Annotated in this window: 16 protein-coding genes; 6 read left to right on the forward strand and 10 right to left on the reverse strand. The window is 60.7% G+C overall.

Annotated elements, in window-relative coordinates:
- Positions 1–7 precede the first annotated feature (7 nt).
- The 3 genes from CAF63_RS04040 to CAF63_RS04050 form a co-directional block, all read right to left on the reverse strand.
- Complete coding sequence (locus tag CAF63_RS04040; RefSeq protein WP_085683509.1) at positions 8–844, reverse strand: ABC transporter substrate-binding protein; 837 nt, start codon at positions 842–844, stop codon at positions 8–10.
- A gap of 80 nt (positions 845–924) precedes the next feature.
- Positions 925–1854 carry an electron transfer flavoprotein subunit alpha/FixB family protein gene (locus tag CAF63_RS04045; protein ID WP_011335403.1) on the reverse strand — a complete coding sequence of 310 codons (930 nt, stop codon included), beginning with the start codon at positions 1852–1854 and terminating at the stop codon, positions 925–927.
- Positions 1855–1856: 2 nt separating this feature from the next.
- A complete protein-coding gene (locus tag CAF63_RS04050) occupies positions 1857–2606 on the reverse strand; it encodes an electron transfer flavoprotein subunit beta/FixA family protein (protein WP_085683510.1) in 750 nt (249 codons plus the stop codon).
- Positions 2607–3131: 525 nt separating this feature from the next.
- Here CAF63_RS04050 and CAF63_RS04055 point away from each other — a divergent pair.
- Positions 3132–4796: an electron transfer flavoprotein-ubiquinone oxidoreductase gene (locus CAF63_RS04055; protein ID WP_007950858.1), complete on the forward strand. Its 1665-nt coding sequence runs from the start codon at positions 3132–3134 to the stop codon at positions 4794–4796.
- Between the two features lie 182 nt (positions 4797–4978).
- Here CAF63_RS04055 and CAF63_RS04060 read toward each other — a convergent pair whose 3' ends face one another.
- Positions 4979–5869: an AraC family transcriptional regulator gene (locus tag CAF63_RS04060; RefSeq protein ID WP_011335404.1), complete on the reverse strand. Its 891-nt coding sequence runs from the start codon at positions 5867–5869 to the stop codon at positions 4979–4981.
- 190 nt (positions 5870–6059) lie between these two features.
- Between CAF63_RS04060 and CAF63_RS04065 the strand changes: the two genes are divergently transcribed.
- A complete protein-coding gene (locus CAF63_RS04065) occupies positions 6060–7112 on the forward strand; it encodes an NAD(P)-dependent alcohol dehydrogenase (protein WP_011335405.1) in 1053 nt (350 codons plus the stop codon).
- On the opposite strand, the gene CAF63_RS04070 is transcribed toward CAF63_RS04065, so the two are convergent.
- The 5 genes from CAF63_RS04070 to CAF63_RS04090 form a co-directional block, all read right to left on the reverse strand.
- Entirely contained in the window at positions 7109–7912 is an 804-nt protein-coding gene (locus tag CAF63_RS04070) for an IclR family transcriptional regulator (RefSeq protein ID WP_007950852.1), read from the reverse strand. The genes CAF63_RS04065 and CAF63_RS04070 overlap by 4 nt on opposite strands.
- A gap of 60 nt (positions 7913–7972) precedes the next feature.
- Positions 7973–9283 carry an MFS transporter gene (locus tag CAF63_RS04075; protein ID WP_011335406.1) on the reverse strand — a complete coding sequence of 437 codons (1311 nt, stop codon included), beginning with the start codon at positions 9281–9283 and terminating at the stop codon, positions 7973–7975.
- Positions 9284–9468: 185 nt separating this feature from the next.
- Positions 9469–10617 (reverse strand): galactonate dehydratase, encoded by a 1149-nt coding sequence (gene dgoD / locus CAF63_RS04080; protein ID WP_007950849.1) that lies wholly within the window; start codon positions 10615–10617, stop codon positions 9469–9471.
- Between the two features lie 48 nt (positions 10618–10665).
- The gene (locus tag CAF63_RS04085; RefSeq protein WP_085683511.1) at positions 10666–11286 is read right to left on the reverse strand and encodes a 2-dehydro-3-deoxy-6-phosphogalactonate aldolase; all 621 of its coding nucleotides are present in this window, start codon (positions 11284–11286) and stop codon (positions 10666–10668) included.
- 19 nt (positions 11287–11305) lie between these two features.
- Positions 11306–12295: a 2-dehydro-3-deoxygalactonokinase gene (locus CAF63_RS04090; protein ID WP_085683512.1), complete on the reverse strand. Its 990-nt coding sequence runs from the start codon at positions 12293–12295 to the stop codon at positions 11306–11308.
- A gap of 190 nt (positions 12296–12485) precedes the next feature.
- Here CAF63_RS04090 and CAF63_RS04095 point away from each other — a divergent pair, with 190 nt between their 5' ends.
- Entirely contained in the window at positions 12486–12956 is a 471-nt protein-coding gene (locus CAF63_RS04095; protein WP_085683513.1) for a hypothetical protein, read from the forward strand.
- A gap of 3 nt (positions 12957–12959) precedes the next feature.
- Here the strand turns inward: CAF63_RS04095 and CAF63_RS04100 are convergent, their stop codons facing one another.
- Positions 12960–13439 (reverse strand): GNAT family N-acetyltransferase, encoded by a 480-nt coding sequence (locus tag CAF63_RS04100; RefSeq protein ID WP_085607298.1) that lies wholly within the window; start codon positions 13437–13439, stop codon positions 12960–12962.
- A 228-nt stretch (positions 13440–13667) separates the two neighbouring features.
- Between CAF63_RS04100 and CAF63_RS04105 the strand changes: the two genes are divergently transcribed.
- The 3 genes from CAF63_RS04105 to CAF63_RS04115 all read left to right on the forward strand — a co-directional run bounded on the left by CAF63_RS04105 (position 13668) and on the right by CAF63_RS04115 (position 16044).
- Complete coding sequence (locus tag CAF63_RS04105) at positions 13668–14321, forward strand: HD domain-containing protein (protein ID WP_085683514.1); 654 nt, start codon at positions 13668–13670, stop codon at positions 14319–14321.
- Positions 14322–14432: 111 nt separating this feature from the next.
- Complete coding sequence (locus CAF63_RS04110) at positions 14433–15629, forward strand: MFS transporter (RefSeq protein ID WP_085683515.1); 1197 nt, start codon at positions 14433–14435, stop codon at positions 15627–15629.
- Positions 15630–15711: 82 nt separating this feature from the next.
- The gene (locus tag CAF63_RS04115; protein WP_085683516.1) at positions 15712–16044 is read left to right on the forward strand and encodes a hypothetical protein; all 333 of its coding nucleotides are present in this window, start codon (positions 15712–15714) and stop codon (positions 16042–16044) included.
- Positions 16045–16048: the final 4 nt, after the last annotated feature.

Below are 16048 nucleotides of genomic sequence, written 5' to 3' on the forward strand. Positions count from 1 at the left end.
AGAATCCCTACTGTTTTGGGGCGCTGACAGGTGGTTGCGGCGGCTGTTGCTGCTGCGCCTTCCAGCGCTCGATGTTGCGTTGCAGCGCGGCTTCCGTCAGGCCGGACGCGGGCAATTCTGTCATCTTTTTGGCCAGCTGTCCGCGCAACCACGGATCGTTGCAGGCCGAGTTGTGCGAAACCGCGAGGAACAGACCGGGCCGGTCGATGGGTTGTTCAAAAGCCAGCAGATCATTGGCCATGCCCAGTGCCTGCGCGGCCGCCATCCCCGAGTAGCGGCCGGCGAGTACATATTCCACCTCGCCCAGCAGAAGTTTCTGAAACGCCTGGGTCAGGTTTGCCGTACGGATCAGGGTCAATTGCTGCTCGGCGAAAGTGCCGAATGCCGGGGTCATTCGAGACTTTTCCGACAATCCTCCTTGATGGCCCTGAAGATCCTTCGCTTCGCTGTAGACCAGAGTCGAGCCCTTGCGGGTCCATACCAGATAGTCGTTTTCCAGCAGCGACGGATGAATGTAGTCGAGGTTTTCAAGCTCGTTGAAGTCCAGCGGCGTGTCGGCCAGCATGTCCATGCGCCCGCTGCGCACTTCGTCGAGGGCCTGGGAACGCTTGCCGGCATACAGCAGTTCGACTTTGATGCCCAGATCCTTGGCCACCTGTTGCAACAGGTCGGCACTGGCACCGATCAGTTGTTTGGGATTCTGCGGATCCTGCCAGAGGTACGGCGGTGCATCCGGGCTGCCGGTCACGACGAGCTGCTCGCACTTGCCCGCCGCCACCGACAGGCCCGGCAACAATGCCAGCCCCAGCAACCACGAGCAGCCCAACCGACGATGCAGATCCATGGCGAAACGCTCCCACTCAAATCCAAGACAAAAAAAAGCCCGACCAACAGGCCGGGCTCTTTATAAGTGAAGCTGCCGGATTAGACCAGCTTCTCCAGCTCAGGTACGGCTTCGAACAGATCCGCCACCAGGCCGTAATCGGCCACCTGGAAGATCGGCGCTTCTTCGTCCTTGTTGATCGCAACGATCACTTTGGAGTCTTTCATGCCGGCCAGGTGCTGGATCGCGCCGGAGATACCGACGGCGATGTACAGCTGTGGTGCGACGATCTTGCCGGTCTGACCAACCTGCATGTCGTTCGGTACGAAACCTGCGTCGACCGCGGCGCGGGAAGCACCCACGGCAGCGCCCAGCTTGTCGGCCAGAGCGTACAGGTGTTTGAAGTTGTCGCCGTTCTGCATGCCGCGGCCGCCGGAAACGACGATCTTGGCAGCGGTCAGCTCAGGACGATCGGACTTGGCCAGTTCTTCGCTGACGAAGCTGGAAGTGCCGGCGTTGTGAGCAGCAGCAACTGCTTCAACGGCAGCCGAACCACCTTCAGCGGCAACCGGGTCGAAACCGGTGGCACGTACGGTGATCACTTTGATCGCAGCGGTCGATTGCACGGTAGCAATGGCGTTACCGGCGTAGATCGGACGCTTGAAGGTGTCAGCGCTTTCTACCGAGATGATCTCGGAGATCTGGTCAACGTCCAGCTGGGCGGCAACGCGCGGCAGGATGTTTTTGCCGTTGGAAGTGGCGGCAGCCAGGATGTGGCTGTAGCCAGCGCCCAGCTCTGCAACCAGTGGAGCAACGTTTTCCGGCAGCTGATGCGCGTAGGCAGCATTGTCAGCGTTCAGGACTTTGCTCACGCCAGCGATTTTCGCGGCGGCTTCAGCCACGGCGCCAGCGCCCTGGCCTGCAACCAGAACGTGGATGTCGCCGCCGATTTTGGCAGCGGCAGCCACGGTGTTCAGGGTGGCCGGAGCCAGCACCTTGTTGTCGTGTTCGGCGATTACCAAGATAGTCATGATCAGATTACCTTCGCTTCGTTTTTCAGTTTCTCGACCAGTTCAGCCACCGACTTGACCTTGATGCCCGCGCTGCGTGCAGCCGGCGCTTCGACTTTCAGGGTCTTGTTGGTGGAGGCGGTGGAAACGCCCAAAGCGTCCGGAGTCAGCGTCTCGAGAGGCTTCTTCTTGGCTTTCATGATGTTTGGCAGGGACGCGTAGCGCGGCTCGTTCAAACGCAGGTCGGTGGTGACGATCGCTGGCAGTTTCAGGGAAACGGTCTGCGCGCCGCCGTCGATTTCGCGGGTCACGGCAACGCTGTCGCCGGAGACTTCGACTTTCGAGGCGAAAGTGCCCTGACCGTAACCGCTCAGTGCAGCGAGCATCTGGCCGGTCTGGTTGTTGTCGCTGTCGATGGCCTGTTTGCCCAGGATCACCAGCTGAGGCTGTTCCTTGTCGACCACGGCCTTGAGCAGCTTGGCCACAGCCAGGGAAGTCAGGTCTTCAGCGGATTCGACGAGGATGGCGCGGTCGGCACCCAGAGCCAGTGCGGTACGCAGCTGTTCCTGAGCGGTGGACGGGCCGATGGTAACGACGACGATTTCAGTCGCAACGCCTTTCTCTTTCAGGCGTACGGCTTCTTCCACTGCGATTTCGCAGAACGGGTTCATCGACATCTTGACGTTGGCGAGGTCTACGCCGGAATTGTCCGCCTTGACGCGAACCTTGACGTTGTAATCCACAACGCGTTTGACAGCTACAAGAACCTTCATGGATTCCTCGTTACTCTCCGGTGAAAAGAAAGTCGCCTAGGCGAACCTGGCGGTTGATGCTCATCGGGCACAAGGGCACCTCTAAAAACGCCGGCTGAGCGGGATGACCGTTCGTCAGTCGTGACCGACGAGTCATGCCGCTTCGCGGTGTGTAAACTGCGCGCCGAACCTGCGCTGCGCACCACCGGTTACCGCCTACGCCCTGTCTTTAGAGGTGCTCTTGAAACCACCATTCAGCCTACGGCGAGCGCAAAACCGCCCGTATCTTGACCGGAACGCCCATTCTGGTCAATACGCCAAAATGCCCTGTCATAAGCCGCGCTTCTTTGATTTCTCTGGGCTGGAGCCGATTCAAACAAACGTTTGTATTGGACGCTAAGAGTGGTGTAGATATAATGCGCCGCCTAGAGAGAAAGGTGGTTTGCCCATTATTAGCCTTGACGTTAACGTAAAGGCAATAACGGATACGACACCGAACCTCCAAATTAGAAAAAAAACTGTTGAGCCTTGAGTAGGAGATAGCCTGTGGAACGCGAATACATGGAATTCGACGTGGTCATCGTCGGTGCCGGCCCCGCTGGCCTGTCCGCCGCCTGCCGTCTGAAGCAGAAGGCCGCCGAAGCCGGTAAGGAAATCAGCGTCTGCGTGGTCGAAAAAGGCTCCGAAGTCGGCGCGCACATCCTGTCTGGTGCCGTATTCGAACCACGGGCCCTGAACGAACTGTTCCCGGACTGGAAAGAACTCGGCGCTCCGCTGAACACGCCCGTCACCCGTGATGACATTTTCGTGCTGAAAAACGCCGAAAGCGCGCAGAAAATTCCTGACTTCTTTGTGCCCAAGACCATGCACAACGAAGGCAACTACATCATCTCCCTCGGCAACCTGTGCCGCTGGCTCGCTCAGCAGGCTGAAAACCTGGGCGTGGAAATCTACCCGGGCTTCGCCGCTCAGGAAGCGCTGATCGATGAAAACGGTGTGGTGCGCGGGATCATCACCGGCGACCTCGGCGTCGACCGCGAAGGTCACCCGAAGGAAGGCCTGTACACCCCGGGCATGGAACTGCGTGGCAAATACACGCTGTTCGCCGAAGGCTGCCGTGGCCACATCGGCAAGCAACTGATCAAACGCTACAACCTCGACAGCGATGCCGACGCCCAGCACTACGGCATCGGCCTGAAGGAAATCTGGGAAATCGACCCGGCCAAACACCAGCCAGGCCTGGTGGTGCACACCGCCGGTTGGCCGATGGACATCATGGGCACCGAGAACACCGGCGGCTCCTTCCTCTATCACCTGGAAAACAATCAGGTGGTGGTCGGCCTGATCGTCGATCTTTCCTACAGCAACACCTACCTGTCGCCGTTCGACGAATTCCAGCGCCTCAAGCATCACCCGGTGTTGAAACAATATCTGGAAGGCGGCAAGCGCATCAGCTACGGCGCACGTGCGATCTGCAAGGGTGGCCTGAACTCGCTGCCGAAAATGGTGTTCAAGGGCGGCGCGCTTATCGGTTGCGACCTCGGCACCCTGAACTTCGCCAAGATCAAAGGCAGCCACACCGCGATGAAGTCCGGCATGCTCGCCGCTGAATCCGTGGCCGACGCGCTGTTCGCTGAAAAGGACGGCACCGAAGAACTGACCACCTACGTCGACGCCTTCAAGAAGAGCTGGCTCTACGAAGAGCTGTTCGCCAGCCGCAACTTCGGCCCGGCGATCCACAAGTTCGGCGCCATCGTCGGCGGCGGTTTCAACTGGCTGGATCAGAACATCTTCGGCGGCAAACTGCCGTTCACCCTGCACGACACCAAGCCGGACTACGCCTGCCTCAAGCTCGCGGCCGACTGCAAGAAGATCGACTACCCGAAACCCGACGGCAAGATCAGCTTCGACAAGCTGAGCTCGGTGTTCATCTCCGGTACCAACCATGAAGAAGAACAGCCGTGCCACCTGAAACTGACCGACCCGACCATCCCGCTGAGCAAAAACCTGCCGCTGTACGACGAGCCGGCGCAGCGCTACTGCCCGGCCGGCGTGTATGAAGTGATCACCAAGGAAGACGGCGAGAAACGCTTCCAGATCAACGCCCAGAACTGCGTGCACTGCAAGACCTGTGACATCAAGGACCCTTCGCAGAACATCACTTGGGTGACGCCGGAAGGCGCCGGCGGCCCGACCTACCCGAACATGTAAGTCGAACCGCTGAACATCAAGGCTCCCTATATGGGGGCCTTTTTGTTGCCCACTATTGCTGCAACGCCACAAAACCAATGTGGGAGCGGGCTTGCTCGCGAAGGCGTCGTGTCAGGCAGCATATCTGTCAACTGACACACTGCATTCGCGAGCAAGCCCGCTCCCACAGGTACTGTGGCAACTCAGGCAGCGCGCTCATCCCCGGGGCTGCGTTCGAAATAGCGTTTGTACTCGCGGCTGAACTGCGACGTGCTCTGATACCCCACCCGATGCGCCACCTGCGCCACGCCTAACCCCTCGGCAATCAACAAAGTCTGCGCCTTCAATAAACGTAAACGCTTCAGATACTGCACCGGCGACAACAATGTGCTGCGTTTGAAGTGCTCGTGAAAGGTCGACACGCTCATGTTCGCGCAACTGGCCAATGTCTCGACATTCAACGGCTCGGTGTAATGCGCATGCAGATGACTGATCGAAGCCGCCACCCGCGCAAACTGCCCCTGCTGCTCCACCAGCGCTCGCAGGACATCAGCCTGGGGGCCGCGCAACGCGACGAACAACAATTCACGCACCCGCGCCGGCCCCAGAATCTGGCACTCCAGCGGATCGTGCAGACAACGCAGCAGGCGCTCGACGCAACCGCGCATGTCATCGTCGAGCACCACCGAAGTCATCGATTCCGGTGTCTGCGCCGGAATATGCCGCCCCGGCGCCAGCCCCATCGCCAGAACCAGTTCACCGAGCAGCACCCGGTCGATCGCCACCGACACGCCGAGCAACGGCGCGTCCGGCAACGCATAGGTTTCGCACTCGAACGGCACCGGCAACGCCTGTATCAGATAATGCCCGGCGCCGTACTCCATGGTGCGCGGCCCCAGATACGCCAGTTTGCTGCCCTGGGCGATGATCATCAGGCTCGGTTCATAAATGTGCGGGCCACGGGCGACGTCGCAACTGGCGCGCAACACCTGCACGCCCGGCAGCCCGGTCTGGCTGTAACCATCGCGCAGCGCCAGCGGTTCGATCAGCGAAACCAGGGTGGCGTTGGCATCAAGGTGACGGGTCAATTGCATCGGGTGGCTCTTCAGAAAAATCACGGAAAAAGGGATAAAAGCATCATCGCAGATCCTTTTGCCAATGCGACCGATCAAGCCCGCATGCCGGAGGATTAGGCATGACACCCGGAGGAATCGCCATGGCCGGACGACCGGACGGCGCCCAGAATGCGCCGCCTCACTTGTCACTGCTTTTGCGAGGTTTCACATGTACACCGCCATCGGCTATGCCGCTCAAACGGCCACCACTCCCCTCGCCCCGATGAAGTTCGAACGCCGCAGCCCACGGGCGGACGACGTCGCCATCGAAATCCTTTACTGCGGCGTCTGCCACTCCGACATCCACCAGGCGCGCAATGAATGGGGCATCGCCGTTTACCCGCTGATGCCCGGCCACGAGATCGTCGGAAAAGTCACCGCCGTCGGTGCGAATGTCACCAAGCACAAGGTAGGCGATCTGGTCGGCGTTGGCTGCATGGTCGACTCCTGCCGGACCTGCGAAGCCTGCCAGTCGAATCTCGAGCAATACTGCCTCGAAGGCCCGACCATGACTTATGCCACCCCGGATCGGGTCGATGGCAGCAACACCATGGGCGGTTATTCGGACAGCATCGTGGTCAGCGAGCACTTTGTGGTGCGCATCCCCGAGAAGCTGGATCTGGCGGCTGCCGCGCCGATTCTCTGCGCCGGCATCACCACCTACTCGCCGCTCAAGCACTACGGCGTGAAGGCCGGCGACAAGGTCGGAATTCTCGGCATGGGTGGCCTCGGCCACATGGGCATCAAGTTCGCCAAGGCCATGGGCGCCGAAGTGACGCTGTTTACCCGTTCGGCGAGCAAGGCCGAGGAAGGACGTCGCCAAGGCGCCGATCATGTGATCGTGTCCACTGACGAAGAACAGATGAAAGCTGCAGCCGGTCGTTTTGACTTCCTGCTCGACACCATTCCGGTGCAGCACGATCTGAACCCGTACCTCGACACTCTGCGCTTCGATGGCGTGCACATTCTGGTGGGTCTGATCGAACCGATCGATCCGCCGGTCCACGCCGCCAAACTGGTGTTGGGTCGTCGCGTATTGGCCGGTTCGTTGATCGGTGGCGTCGCAGAAACCCAGGAAGTGCTGGATTTCTGCGCCGAGCACAACATCAGCTGCGACATCGAAATGCTCGACATTCGCCAGATCAACGAAGCCTACGCGCGGATGATCGCCGGCGACGTGAAGTATCGTTTCGTGATCGACATGGCGACCTTAAAGCTTTAAACCTTCAAGCCAAGCTCCGCCGAGAGCCGGGCCGTGACCCCTTTGATCAGGGGAATCAGCTCGGCCATTTTTTCCAGCGGCATGTACGGCACGGTGCTGGCGATGCTGATCGCTGCGACGATGCGCTTGCTCGCGTCGCGGATCGGCGCCGCCACGCAGCGGATCGACGGCTCGTTATCTTCCAGATCGAACGCGTAGCCGCCGGCCACGTATTCGGTCATCCGCTGCTCCAGCTGCTCCCACGACTGCTGGGGATGTTGCGGCCAGAACTGACTTTTCCCACCCGCCGGCAGACTGATGTCGTACAGACGCTGCCAGTCCTGCGGCGCGTCATCCAGCATCAGCGCCTTGCCGATCCCGGTCCGCGCCAACGGCATGCGATGGCCAACCCGTGAGCGCATTTCCGGGCCGTTACGCCCCGGATTCTTCAGCAAATAAAGCACCTCGTCGCCTTCACGAATCCCCAGGTGAACGGTGTCGCCGGTCAGCGCCGACAACTCGTCCAGATAAGGCCCGGCCAGGGTCACCAGCGGCAACTCTTCGCGCGCCTGAAAACCCAGTTCGATCAGCTTCGGCCCCAGCAGATAACCGACTTGCGGCACAACGCGCAGGTAGCGCTCGTCCACCAGACAACTGGCCAGACGATGCGTGGTACTGCGCGTGGTGCCGATCAGGCGGGCAATCTCTTTGAGATCGCGGGCGCCACTGGCGACGGCCTGCACCACACCCAACCCGCGAAGCAGGGTCTGGGTGCCAGTCGGCGCGGCGTCCTTGGCGGTTTTTGGGGCGTCTTCCTGCATATCCAGCCTTTAGCGTTGAGCGAGGGAACGGGCGGCATTATGGTCGCCCGAGATGGCCGACTACAACTCGATGCGCTCGACCTTGCCCACCAGCAGCACGTAGGACAAAGCACCGATCAATGCCAGAACCGCGATGTAGGTGATCGCGGGGGCGAACGAATCGCCGCTGGCCAGGAAGCCGATGACAATCGGCGTGGCAATCGCCGACAGATTGCCGATGAAATTGAACACCCCACCGGTCAAGCCCAGCAAGCGCGCCGGTGCCAGTGTCGAGACCAGCGACCAGGTGATCGACGCCAGCCCGTTGCCGAAAAACGCCAACGCCAGGAAGGCAATCACCAGCGGCGTCGACTCAACGAAGTTGGCGCCGATGATCGAGGTGGAAATCAGCAGCCCGCCAATGATCGGCAACTTGCGCGCAAACCCAACGGTGCAACCACGACGAATCAGGAAGTCGGAAAAGAACCCGGAGCACAGCACGCCGATGAACGCGGCGAGAAACGGCAGCGACGCCAGCAGGCCGGACTTGATGAAGTCCATGCCGCGATATTTCACCAGATAGGTCGGGAACCACGTCAGGAAAAACCACAGCGTCGAGTTCAGGCAGAACTGGCCGAGGTAGATCCCCCACAACTTGCGTTTGCTCAGGACGATGCCGAGATCGGTCCAGCTGAACTTCGCCTTCACTTTGGCGGTTTCAGCGGCGATATCCACCAAGCCGCCACCCTCACGGATCAGATCGATTTCGCCTTGGTTTGCGCCTTTGAAATCACGCGGTTCGCGATACACCGCGTACCAGATCGCCGCCCAGATGATGCCCACTGCGCCGGTCACGACAAACACCATGTGCCAGCCAAATTCGTGTTGCAGCCACGCCAGCACCGGGGTCAGGAACGCCAGCCCGACAAACTGGCCGGACGTGTAGAAACCGATGGCTGTAGCCCGCTCGCGCTCGGGGAACCAGGTTGTCACCACGCGGCTGTTGATCGGATACGCCGGCGCTTCCAGCGCACCGACCGCCATGCGCAGCACGAACAGTGCGATGAAACTGGCGGCGAAACCGAGCATCACGGTAGCCAGCGACCACAACAGTAGCGCGACGCTATAAAGGATGCGCGGCGGCACCCGATCCACCAGCCAGCCGCCGGGGATCTGCATGGCCGCGTAAGTCCAGCCGAACGCGGAGAAGATCAGCCCGACGTGCACCGGATCGATGCCCAGATCCGTCGTCAGTGCCGGGGCGGCAATCGACAGGTTGCTACGGTCGAGGTAGTTGATGACCACGGTGATGAACAGCAACACCATGATGAAAAATCGCTTGCGGCTGGGCGTGACTAACGTCGCTTGCCCGGTGAGGGTTTGCGGTTGCATGGGGAGCGCCTCTTCTTATGTTTATTGAGGTCGGGGAGGTATGCAGATCTCCGCTCCATGGAGATCAACCTGTGGGAGCGAGCTTGCTCGCGAAGCGATCTATCAGGCGACATCGGTTTCGAATGTGCCGCCCTCTTCGCGAGCAAGCTCGCTCCCACAGTGTTTGGTGTTGGGTCAGGAAAGACTCACCACTCGGCAAAACTGCCATCGGCATGACGCCAGATCGGGTTGCGCCAGCGGTGGCCGACCGCCGCGCGTTCGATCACGTATTCCTCGTTTATCTCGATCCCCAGGCCCGGGCCGTTGGGGATTTTCACGAAGCCTTTGTCGTAGTCAAACACCCGTGGATCTTTCACATAATCGAGCAGGTCATTGCTCTCGTTGTAATGGATGCCCAGGCTCTGCTCCTGGATAAAGGCGTTGTAACAAGCGGCGTCCAGTTGCAGGCACGCCGCCAGCGCAATCGGCCCCAGCGGGCAATGCAGTGCCAGCGCCACGTCGTAGGCTTCGGCCATGTTGGCGATCTTGCGGGTCTCGGTGATGCCGCCGGCATGGGACGCGTCCGGCTGGATGATGTCGACGTAACCTTCACTCAACACCCGTTTAAAGTCCCAGCGCGAAAACAGCCGCTCGCCGAGGGCAATCGGCGTGCTGGTCAGCGGTGCCAGCTCTTTCAGCGCTTCGTAGTTTTCGCTGAGCACCGGCTCTTCGATGAACATCAGTTTGTACGGGTCGAGCTCCTTCATCAGCACCTTGGCCATGGGTTTGTGCACCCGGCCATGGAAGTCGACGCCGATGCCGACGTTCGGCCCGACCGCATCGCGCACGGCGGCAACGTTGGCCAGTGCCAGATCGACCTTTTCGAAGGTATCGAGGAATTGCAGCTCTTCGGTGCCGTTCATTTTCACCGCCGTAAAACCACGGCCCACCGCTTCCTTTGCGGCCCGCGCGGTGTCCGCCGGGCGGTCGCCGCCGATCCACGAATACACACGGATCTTGTCCCGCACCTGACCGCCGAGCAGATCGCTGACCGACACGCCCAGCGCCTTGCCCTTGATGTCCCAGAGCGCCTGATCGATGCCGGCGAGTGCGCTCATGTGGATCGCGCCGCCCCGGTAGAAGCCGCCGCGATACAGCACGGTCCAGATGTCTTCGATATTGCGTGGGTCTTTGCCGATCAGGTAGTCGGACAATTCCTCAACCGCTGCGGCGACCGTGTGGGCGCGGCCCTCGACCACGGGCTCGCCCCAACCGGTCACGCCCTCGTCGGTTTCGACTTTCAGGAAGCACCAGCGCGGCGGGACGATGAAGGTGGTGAGTTTGGTGATTTTCATCTGCTTGTCTCTCTTGTTAGATGCAGCGCACGCAGCGCCGGAAAAGTCTTAGCGAAGGGCTTTCCAGGACGCCACGTAGGCCTTGGCATTGGCCGCGACTTGCTCAGTCGTCATGCCCGGTTTGAACAGTCCGGAGCCAAGGCCGAAGCCTTTGACGCCGGCATCGATGAACGCCTGCATGTTGTCCGGCGTGATGCCGCCGACCGGTGCCAGAATCGTCCCGACCGGCAACACCGCCAGCCAGGCTTTCACCACCGCAGGGCCCATCTGCTCGGCCGGGAACAGCTTGAGAATGTCCGCGCCCTCCTCCAGTGCCGCGAAGGCTTCGGTCGGCGTTGCGACGCCCGGCGACAGGTACAATCCCGCCGCTTTCGCTGCGCGTAACACCTTGGCATCGCTGTGGGGCATGACGATGACCTGACCGCCGGCTTCCTTCACCCGTTCGACCTGTTCCGGAGTAAGAACCGTGCCGGCACCGATCAGGCAATCGGCGGGCAACGTATTACGCAGAATGCGGATACTTTCGTACGGTGCAGGGGAATTGAGCGGTACTTCGATGACGCGAAATCCGGCCGCGTACAGGACTTCTCCGACAGCGGCGGCTTCCTGCGGATGCAGGCCGCGCAGGATCGCGATCAGACCGTTTTGCGCCAGTGCTTGCTTGAGCATGTCAGGCCTCCAGTCAGGGTTAACGGGATGAGGAATCGATCAGTCCGGCGGCGAGCGCCAGTTGCCACAGACCACGCTCGGTGGCTTGCTCGGCCAGAGTCACCCGGGCGAAACCGCAGGCGTCGAGGGCCCGGTTGTAACGGGCGCACAATTGCGCGTTGCCGATGAGGATGATTGATGGAAGGTCTGTGCTGTTGCGCCGGTGCCGTTGCACGGCGGCCAATGCTGTCAGCTCGTGGCCGATCAGCAGGCCGGACAGATAGTCCGGTTGCGCGGTGGTGCTGAGTTCACCGGTCAGGCCGAGGCTGCGGGCGCTGAACAGCGTCGACAGCACGCCGATCTCTCCTTCCGCCGATAACGCCACCTGCACGCCGCGATCGAATGCCTCGGCGTCGAACGTCGCGCTGTGCTGTTGGGTACGACCGAGAATGCTGTGTTCGCTGAGCACGGCGAACACTTCGCCGGTCATGAAGGTGTCGAAACGGGTGATGCAGCCGTCGGCCACTTCCACCCATTTCGAATGACTGCCCGGCAGACCGATCAGCAGATTGTTGCCCGCCTCGACCGGCAGACTCTGCAGGACGCCGAGAACCTGGGTCTCCTCGCCGCGCATCACGTTCGGCAGCGCCGAGCGCTGAATCACACCCGGCACGATGTGCACATCGACACCGCGGATGCTGCGAACGGTTTGCAGGGATTTTCCGAGATCGGCCACGTTGGCCGGCGTATCGCGGTAGCACGCTTCGCGCCAGCCCTGAGCGCTACCGACCATGCCACAGGCAATCACCGGCAAATCGGGCTGCGCGTCGAGCCAGTCGCCGCAAGCCTCGTCGAACGCCAGTTCAAAACCGTCGGCGCATTCGCGACCGTTGATGACGCGCGGCGTCTTCGGCAACTGCATGATCCCGAACGACAGCGAACGCTGCGCCAGCACCTGCCTGCCCGCCGCGAGTTTGTAAGCACGTAGTGAGGTCGTCCCCCAATCGAGCGCGATCAATTGCGCCAGCATCGCTTCACCTGTTTTGTTATTGGCAGTGAGTGAAACGGACTATAAACCCGGCGAATGCAAAATCTCAATATATAAATATCATTCCCATATTGTGGGACTTTCAAGTGTGACAAGATTTTCTCCACCAACACTCTAAAATGCCGCCTCGCGCCCCCGGCGGCGCACGCACTCGAATGCTCAAGGATGAAAAATGAAGGTACTGAAAACGTTGGCGCTGCTGGGCGCACTTTGCTTCAGCTCAGTCGTCAGCGCTGCACCATCGCTGAAGGAAGGCGATATCTGGGCCTACAAGACCCGGTCGGGAGAAGAGCAGTCGACACTGACCATCCTGAAAATCGAGGACTACCCGGCATACGGCAAGGTTGTGCACATCCGGGTCGACGGCATCCGCATGATCAACCCGGTGGCGGGTAATGAAATCAATGAAATGCCTCATCTGCCCTTCCATGCCAAAGCCTTGCAACAAAGCCTCACCCGACGCGTGGGAGAGGCTGCGCAGATTCCGGATTTCAGTCAGGGCTACGAGTATTGGAAAGCGGCCTTCGATGAAGGGAAGGCCGGAGCCTTCAAGATTTCCGTACGTCAGGCACTTGATGGTCTTTTGAGTGGCAATTGGGAAGCGACCGATGAGAAAACAGCCAAAACCAGACAAAAGCCCTGACGATCAACCCTCGGCAAACTCGCGCAACACCTTGCCATCCATGCGGTAACGCACCCACTCTTCCTGTGGCTGGGCGCCGAGGGATTTGTAGAATTCGATGGCCGGGGTGTTCCAGTCCAGCACGCTCCATTCGAACCGGCCACAGTCGTTGGCGCAGGCGATTTTCGCGAGGTGGCGCAGCAGGGTTTTACCGGCGCCGCCGCCCCGTTGTTCCGGGGTGATGTAGAGGTCTTCGAGGTACAGGCAGTTGCTGCCCAGCCAGGTCGAATAGCTGAAGAAGAACACCGCGAAACCGATCGGCACGCCATCGCGCAGGCAGATAAGACCATGGGCGGTGGCGCCTTCGCTGAACAGGCTGCGCTCGATGTCGGCGACGCTGGCGATGACTTCGTGACGGGCCTTTTCGAAGTCTGCCAATTCGGTGATGAACGCGAGGATTTGCGGAGCATCGCTGGGGGTCGCCGGGCGGATTTCGATCGTCATGGACGGGCCTTGTCGGAAAAAGGAAAACGCCATACTAAGGCGGCGCGCGGCGCTCGTCACATGGCAAAGCAAACACTACCCTACTCAATTACAGAAACACGGCGATCCGTGTGGGAGCGAGCTTGCTCGCGAAGGCGTCCCGCCAGTCGATGGAGGTATTGCCTGTGCCGAGGTCTTCGCGAGCAAGCTCGCTCCCACAAGGACTGTTGTTTGCTTTATAGGACATGCATGAACACGATCGCTTTCGAACCACTGGCCTCACTCGCCGCCGAACTGCTGCCCCATGCGCTGGAACCGTCGGAGGATGGCGCCCATGATCTATCGCACCTGCAACGGGTCTGGCACAACGTGCGCACTTTGCAGGCCGAGGAAGGTGGCGACCTTGAGGTGCTGCTGGCGGCGGTGTTGCTGCACGATTGCGTCGCGGTGGAAAAGAACTCGCCGCTACGTGCACAGGCATCGCGACTGGCAGCGGAAAAAGCCTCAAAGGTGTTGGCAAACGTGAACTGGCCCGAAGCCAGAATCGACGCCGTCACCCACGCCATCGAAGCCCACAGTTTTTCCGCCAACATCACCCCGCTCACCCTCGAAGCGCGACTGATGCAGGACGCCGACCGTCTCGACTCCATTGGCATGCTCGGCGTCGCCCGCACCTTCTACACCGCTGGGCGCATGGGCAGCTCGCTATACGACCCGCACGACCCCGAGGCCAAGGAAAGGGACTACGACGACAAGCGATTCTGCCTCGATCATTTCCAGACCAAACTGCTGCACCTCGCCGACGGTTTCCAGACCGTTGCCGGTCAGCGTCTGGCGCAAATTCGTCATCAACGCCTGAAGGGTTTCATGGAGCAGTTCAAGGAAGAGATCGGCGTGGTCTGAAGGTGTTACTCCGGTCATTCACGATCCTGAGATCACCAAGCTCAGACCTAAGCCGCAGGCATGACGTGATAGATAGATGACGCTCAATTTTTTCGGTCAAGGAACCGCGTCATGCCTCAAGCAACACCTCAGGTCTCGGGCAAACTGTTCGGCCTGTTCTGCCTCGCCAGTTATCTGTTGTCGCTGTCCTACGGCTCGACGTTTTTGCTCTCGCTGTTGATCGGTTCTCGCGGCGGCAACGAGCACGATGCCGGCAGCGTGATCAGTGCGGCGATGCTCAGCACCTTCGTTGCGGTGCTGGTGTCCGGACACCTGTCCGACTGGCTGGGTGCGGCGCGTTCGATTGCGTTGTTCGGGCTGTTGCTGGTGGCGGCGAGTCTGGGGTTTGCGACGACGCCGGGCTTCGGCCATTGGCTGCTGTTTTTCGGCTTGCTGCTCGGGTTGGGCTGGGGCGTGTTCTACACGCTGGGGCCGATCATCGTCGCCAGTCTGGTAAGCCCGGCGCAGCGGGCGAAATACTTTGCGCTGCTGTCCGGCAGCATGATGACCGGGATCGGCAGCGGCCCGTTGCTCGGACGTGCAGCGAGTGCGCTGGGTTTGCCGGTGACGTCGGCGTTCTATCTGGCGGCTGCGGCGAGTCTGGTTGGCGTGCTGTTGTTCTGGCGTCTCGGTGCCCGTCTGAAAAGTACACAAGCCGCGTCAGCGGCAAAAATCAGCTGGCAGGCGACTGCTCAGGTGCTCAGTTCCCGAGCGGTGTTTCCGATCATCATGGTCGGCCTCGGCGGTTGTGTATTCGGCGGGCTGTCGAGTTTCCAGACCAGCTATGCCGCCGCCCGTTCGCTGGATTATTCGCTGTTCTTCCTGGGCTTCATGAGCGCTGCGATCAGCAGCCGGATGTTGATCGCGGGCTATGTGGTCAAACGTGATCCGCTGCGCGCGTCGTGCCTGTTGTCGGGGTTGATGCTCGGCTCGATCGTGTTGTTCGCGTTCGGCGTGCAGAGTGGTTTCAGCTATCTGCTGGCAGCGGTGATGCTGGGTGTCGGTTACGGCCTTACCTACTCGGTGATCAACGGATTGGCGGCCAACGAAGCGCCGGCCGGCACCACGTCCCAAGCATTGCTGTTGTTCAGTCTTTCGTACTTCATCGGCGTGTTCGGTTTCCCGCTGCTGGCCGGGAAAATCATCGTCGAGCACGGCATGGCGACGCTGTTGCTGACCGTGCTGGCGGTGGCCGTATCGAACTGGTTGATCACGATCGGGCGCCTGCTGTGGAGACAGGCCGAAAGCAAAACCGCGCCAGCCAACTGAACCGTTCGTCGCTCATCAGGCACCATTGCGGAGCGAGGGCAGACCAAGATCATGTAAGGATTCCAATCACTGGAGACACCCCATGATCTCGTCAAGGTTGACCGCCCTGGTATTCGCCACACTGCTCAGTCCTGCGGTTTTTGCCGCCACCACCGCCGCCGGCACCGGTCCCACCGACCCGGTCGAGCGCCCGAAAGCCCCTGCCATCCAGAGTGCCCCCGGCATGAACACTGACGGCTCAGGGGTGGAAAATGCCCTGCCACCGGCGACCGGCACCGACCCGCGCACCCAGGGCAATGATCCTGGCCGTCAGGGTGGCACTTCCGGCAATCCCCTGCCGCCGGATAACTCCGGAGCCGGTACCGACTCGAAAACCACCACTGGTGGCTCGGGCTCGGAAGGAGCCGGAAAGTAGTTCG

Source organism: Pseudomonas sp. B20(2017), from assembly GCF_002113125.1.
In the GTDB taxonomy this organism is placed as follows: domain Bacteria; phylum Pseudomonadota; class Gammaproteobacteria; order Pseudomonadales; family Pseudomonadaceae; genus Aquipseudomonas.